This is a genomic window from Kineococcus vitellinus (assembly GCF_009906315.1).
Classification (GTDB): domain Bacteria; phylum Actinomycetota; class Actinomycetes; order Actinomycetales; family Kineococcaceae; genus Kineococcus; species Kineococcus vitellinus.
Map to the genome: position 1 here is coordinate 1 of NZ_JAAALL010000287.1, position 5,643 is coordinate 5,643.

Below are 5,643 nucleotides of genomic sequence, written 5' to 3' on the forward strand. Positions count from 1 at the left end.
AGGCCCCGCGGCGCCGCAGCTCCTCGCGCCGCTCCTCCGGCGGGTCCTCCGGCCGCTCCTCCGGCGGTGGGCGCCGCTCCTCCGGCGGTGGGCGGCGCTCCTCCGGAGGGCGGTTCTGACCTGCCCGCGGCGCCGCCGTCCGGCAGCATCCACCAGGCGCGTCCCGGCCGGGGCGGCGCCGATCGCGACAGCCGGGGCACCCGGCGGGGAAGGACACGACGTGGCGGAGAAGCAGAGCATCCTCGGGCGCATCGCCCAGCTGGCACGGGCCAACGTCAACGCGCTCATCGACGCGGCGGAGGACCCCGAGAAGATGCTCGACCAGATGGTGCGCGACTACACCGCCAACATCGCCGACGCGGAGGCGGCCGTCGCGCAGACCATCGGCAACCTGCGGCTGGCCGAGGCCGACCGCGACGACGACGTCGCGGCGGTGCGCGAGTGGGGCGGCAAGGCGCGCGCCGCCTCGGCCAAGGCCGACGCGCTGCGCGCGGAGGGCCGCACGGGCGAGGCCGACCGCTTCGACGAGCTCGCCAAGGTGGCGCTCAAGCGGCAGATCTCCTTCGAGCAGGAGGTCGCGGCCGCCGCTCCGCAGATCGCCGCGCAGACCGAGGTCGTCGAGCGGCTCAAGAGCGGGCTGGCCTCGATGCGGGACAAGCTGGCCGAGCTGCGCACCAAGCGCGACCAGCTCGTCGCCCGGGCCAAGGCCGCCCAGGCGCAGGCGCAGGTGCAGTCGGCGATCGGCTCCCTCAACGTGCTCGACCCCACCTCCGAGCTGTCCCGCTTCGAGGAGCGGGTGCGCCGGGAGGAGGCCCGCGTCGCGGGCCAGGCCGAGCTGCAGGCCGACTCGATCGAGGCGCAGTTCGCCGGCCTGGAGGACGCCGCCACCGACCTGGACGTCGAGGCGCGCCTGGCGGCGCTGAAGTCCGGCTCGGCCTGAGCCGGCCGGCCGGGGCGCACGGCCCGGCGGGCGACGCCCTCAACCGGCGGGAGTGAGGACCAGCAGCGGCTTGGCGCCCCGGGCGGTGTCCCCGAGCAGCGCCACGAGGGTGCCGTCCGCGGCGAACGCGGCGACCGTCCCCTCGCGGTCCGAGGGAGCCGTGAACCCGCCGTGGGCGACGGTGCGCGCCTCCGCCTCGTCGAGGTCGCGGACGGGGAACAGGCGCCGGGCGACCTCGGCCAGCGGCACGACCGACGGCTGCGCCTCGACCTGCTCCAGGGTGCGGGCGTCCTCGAGGGTGAAGGGCCCGGAGCGGGTGCGCCGCAGGGCCGTGAGGTGGCCGCCGACGCCGAGGGCGGCACCGAGGTCGCGGGCCAGGGCGCGCACGTAGGTCCCGCTGGAGACCTCGACCTCGACGTCGAGGTCGACGAAGGGCGCCCGGTCGTGCCGCGCCAGCACGCTGAAGCGGCTGACGGTGACCGGGCGCGCGGGCAGCTCGACGGCCTCGCCGCCGCGCACCCGCGCGTAGGAGCGCTTGCCGTCGACCTTGATGGCGCTCACCGAGCTGGGCACCTGCTGCAGGTCCCCGGTGAGGGCCGCGACGGCGCGGGCGAGGTCCTGCTCGCCGGTGCCGGTCGCGTCGACGGCCTCGCCGAGGGGTTCGCCGGCGGCGTCGTCGGTGACGGTGGCCAGACCCAGGCGCACGGTGGCGGTGTAGGCCTTGTCGTGCGCGACGAGGTGGGTGAGGAACCTCGTGCCCCGGTCGGCGCCCAGCACCAGCACGCCCGTCGCGGCCGGGTCCAGCGTGCCGGCGTGGCCGACCCGCCGGGTGCCCAGCAGCCGCCGGCAGCGGCCGACGACGTCGTGGCTGGTCCATCCGGACGGCTTGTCGACGACGAGGATCCCGTCGCCCGCCGAGGGGCGGCGCACGCCGTCCCGGGCGGCCGGCTGCGGGGAGCTCACGCGGTGCCCCCCGCGTCGGCGTGCACGTCGTGGGCGCGCGTGCGCCGCACCGGGCCGTCCTGGGGAACCACGCCGACACGGTACCCACCGCGGCCGGGCGCCCGGGCGGCCACCCGGGCGCCGGCGCGAGGGACCGGGACCCCGGGGCGCTCGGCCCCGCGGGTCAGCGGGTGGCGCTGAGGGCGCCCGGCTCGTCGTCCTCGTCGAGGTCGTCGTCCTCATCCTCGTCGAGGTCGTCGTCCTCGTCCTCGTCGAGGTCGTCTTCCGCGTCGTCGAAGTCGTCGTCGACGGGCTTCTTGTACGGGTCGGCCTCACCGGCGGGCGTGGCGCCGACCGCGAGGGCCGCCACGCGCGCGTCCTGCTCGGCCGCCTTGCTGAGCAGGTCCTCGATCTGGGTCGCCGTCTCGGGGATCTCGTCGGCGGTGAAGGTCAGCGTCGGGGTGAGCCGGATGCCGGTGCGCTTGCCGACCTCGGCGCGCAGGACGCCCTTGGCGGACTCCAGCGCCACCTTGGTGCCGACCTTCTCCTCGTCGCTGCCGAGGACGGTGTAGTAGAGCGTGGCGTGCTGCAGGTCGTTGGTGACCCGCGCGTCGGTGATGGTGACGAACCCCAGTCGGGGGTCCTTGACGCGCTTCTCGAGCGCGTCGGCCACGACGACCTTGATGCGGTCGGCGAGCTTGCGGGCGCGGGTGGGGTCGGCCACGGGGGCTCCTGTTGCTGCGGTCAGTCGTCCGACGACAGGAACTGCCGCCGGGCGGAGAGGATCTGGAACTCGGGGTGGGCCGCGACGAGGCGCTCGCAGCGGTCGAGCACGTCGCCGCAGCGGGCCGCGTCGGGCGCCACGACGGCGACGGCCACCTCCGCCCGCCGGTGCAGGTCGAGGTGGCCGGTCTCGGCCGCGGCGACGTCGAAGGAGCGTCGCAGCTCCGCGACCAGCGGCCGGACGAGGCTGCGCTTGCCCTTCAGCGAGTGCACGTCGCCCAGCAGGAGGTCGAAGGTGAGCGTTCCGGTGAACATGCGTGAGGGGGTGGCCGCCCGGGAGGCGGGACCCGAGGGTCCCGCCTCCCGGCGACCGTGCTCAGGCGGCGTCAGCCGCGCGGCTTCTCCTGCATCTCGAACGTCTCGATGACGTCGTCGATCTGGAGGTCGTTGTACGAGCCGAGGCCGATGCCGCACTCGAAGCCCTCGCGGACCTCGGTGGCGTCGTCCTTGAACCGTCGCAGCGACTCGATGGTGAGGTTGTCGCCGTGCACGACACCGCCGCGCAGCACGCGCGCCTTGGTGTTGCGCCGGATGAGGCCCGACCGGACGAGGCAGCCGGCGATGTTGCCGAACTTGGACGAGCGGAAGATCTCGCGGACCTCCGCCGTGCCGAGCTGGACCTCCTCGAACTCCGGCTTGAGCATGCCCCTGAGGGCGTTCTCGACGTCCTCGATCGCCTGGTAGATGACCGAGTAGTACCGCACGTCGACGCCTTCGCGGTCGGCGTACTCCTTGGTCTGCTGCTCCGGGCGGACGCTGAAGCCGATGATGATCGCGTTCGAGGCGACGGCGAGGTTCACGTTGTTCTTCGTGATCGCACCGACGCCGCGGTCGATGACGCGCAGCTCGACCTCGTCGCCGACGTCGATCTTCAGCAGCGCGTCCTCGAGGGCCTCGACCGAGCCCGCCCCGTCACCCTTGAGGATGAGGTTGAGGCTCTCGACCTTGCCCCGGTCGAGGGCTGCGGTGAAGTCCTCCAGCGAGATCCGCTTGCGCGACTTCGCCAGCAGGGCGCTGCGCTCGGCGGCGTCGCGCTTCTCGGCGATCTGGCGCGCGGTGCGGTCGTCGGGCGCCACGAGGAACGTGTCGCCGGCTCCCGGCACCGAGGTCAGGCCCAGCACCTGCACCGGACGCGACGGGGTCGCCTCCGAGAGCTGGTTGCCGTGCTCGTCGAGCATCGCGCGGACCCGGCCGTAGCCGGTGCCCGCGACGATGGCGTCGCCGACGTGCAGGGTCCCGGACTGCACCAGGACCGTCGCCACGGGGCCGCGGCCCTTGTCGAGGTTGCCCTCGATGGCGATGCCGCGGGCGTCCTTGTGGGGGTTGGCCCGCAGGTCCAGCGCCGCGTCCGCGGTGAGCAGGACCGCCTCGAGCAGCGCGTCGATGTTCTGCCCCTGGCGGGCGGAGACGTCGACGAACATGGTGTCGCCGCCGTACTCCTCGGCCACCAGGTTGTACTCGGTGAGCTGCTGGCGGACCTTCGCCGGGTTGGCGCCGTCCTTGTCGATCTTGTTCACCGCGACCACGATCGGCACGTCGGCCGCCTGGGCGTGGTTGAGCGCCTCGATCGTCTGGGGCATCACGCCGTCGTCGGCCGCGACCACGAGGATCGCGATGTCGGTCACCTTGGCGCCGCGGGCACGCATGGCCGTGAAGGCCTCGTGACCCGGGGTGTCGATGAAGGTGATCGCCCGCTCGACGCCCTCGTGCTCCTTGGTGACCTGGTAGGCGCCGATGGTCTGGGTGATCCCACCGGCCTCCTTGGCCACCACGTCGGTGGAGCGGATGGCGTCCAGCAGCTTCGTCTTGCCGTGGTCGACGTGACCCATGACGGTGACGACCGGCGGCCGGGACTCCAGCTCCTCGTCGCCCTCGGCCTCCAGCTCGGCGTCCAGGTCGATCGAGAACCCGGCGAGCAGCTCGCGCTCCTCGTCCTCCGGGGAGACGACCTCGATGACGTAGCCGAGCTCGGCGCCCAGGGCCTGGAAGGTGTCCTCGTCCAGCGACTGCGTCGCGGTGGCCATCTCACCGAGGTGGAAGAGCACCGTGACCAGCGACGCGGGGTTCGCGTCGATGCGGTCGGCGAAGTCGGTCAGCGAGGCGCCGCGGCGGATGCGGACGACCGTCGAGCCGTCACCGCGCGGGACCTGCACACCCCCGACCGAGGGGGCCTGCATCGCCTCGTACTCCTGGCGCTTGGCGCGCTTGGACTTGCGGCCCTTGACCGGACGGCCACCGGCGCGACCGAACGCGCCCTGCGTGCCGCCGCGACCACCGCGACCACCGGGACCGCCACCGGGACGACCGGCGAAGCCGCCGCCACCGGCACCCGCACCGGCGCCACCGGGACCGCCCGGGCGGCCGCCGAAGCCACCACCGCGACCGCCACCGGGGCCACCGCGACCGGGCGCACCCGGACGGCCCGCACCGGCACCGGCACCCGGACGGCCGACCGTCGGGCGCGCGGGCATCATGCCCGGGTTGGGACGGGGCCCACCGGGACGGGGACCACCGGGGCCGGCCGGGCCGGGACGCGGCCCGCCCTGCGGACGGGGCATGCCCTGGTTGGCCGCGAAGGGGTTGTTGCCCGGACGCGGGGCGCCCTGCGGACGGGGCATCCCGCCGGCCTGGCCACCCGCACCGCCCTGACCGCCCTGACCGCGGTCGCGGTCGGACGAGCGGGGCATGCCCTGGCTCGGGGCGAACGGGTTGTTGCCCGGGCGCGGGGCACCGGGGCGCGGAGCGCCACCGGGACCGGCCGGACGACCCTGACCGCGGTCGCCGCCCTGGGGGCGCTCCGAGCGCTCCGGACGGTCCGAGCGCGGGCGCTCACCGGGAGCGCCGCGGTCGGGCGGACCGGGACGACGTGCACCCGGAGCCGCGGGGGCACCGGGGCGACCGCCCTGGCCGGGGGCCGCGGGAGCGCCGGGGCGGGCCCCCGGACGCGGACCCTGACCGGGACCGCCGGAGGCGGGCGG

The 5,643-nt window shown here is 75.1% G+C and carries 5 protein-coding genes; 1 reads left to right on the forward strand and 4 read right to left on the reverse strand.

Annotated features, from left to right (window positions below; all coding sequences use genetic code 11):
• The first annotated feature begins 220 nt into the window (after positions 1-220).
• On the forward strand, positions 221-940 hold the full coding sequence (locus GTQ99_RS19070; protein ID WP_166617296.1) for a PspA/IM30 family protein: 720 nt from the start codon (positions 221-223) through the stop codon (positions 938-940).
• Positions 941-979: 39 nt separating this feature from the next.
• Here GTQ99_RS19070 and truB read toward each other — a convergent pair whose 3' ends face one another.
• From truB to infB, 4 genes are all read right to left on the reverse strand, one after another.
• A complete protein-coding gene (truB, locus tag GTQ99_RS19075) occupies positions 980-1,903 on the reverse strand; it encodes a tRNA pseudouridine(55) synthase TruB (protein ID WP_338075118.1) in 924 nt (307 codons plus the stop codon).
• 163 nt (positions 1,904-2,066) lie between these two features.
• Positions 2,067-2,606, reverse strand: coding sequence for a 30S ribosome-binding factor RbfA (gene rbfA, locus GTQ99_RS19080; RefSeq protein WP_166617297.1), 540 nt, complete (start codon positions 2,604-2,606; stop codon positions 2,067-2,069).
• 20 nt (positions 2,607-2,626) lie between these two features.
• Positions 2,627-2,920, reverse strand: a complete 294-nt coding sequence (locus GTQ99_RS19085) for a DUF503 domain-containing protein (protein WP_166617298.1) — start codon at positions 2,918-2,920, stop codon at positions 2,627-2,629.
• Positions 2,921-2,991: 71 nt separating this feature from the next.
• On the reverse strand, positions 2,992-5,643 hold a 2,652-nt coding region (gene infB, locus GTQ99_RS19090; protein ID WP_205707812.1), incomplete at its 5' end, for a translation initiation factor IF-2.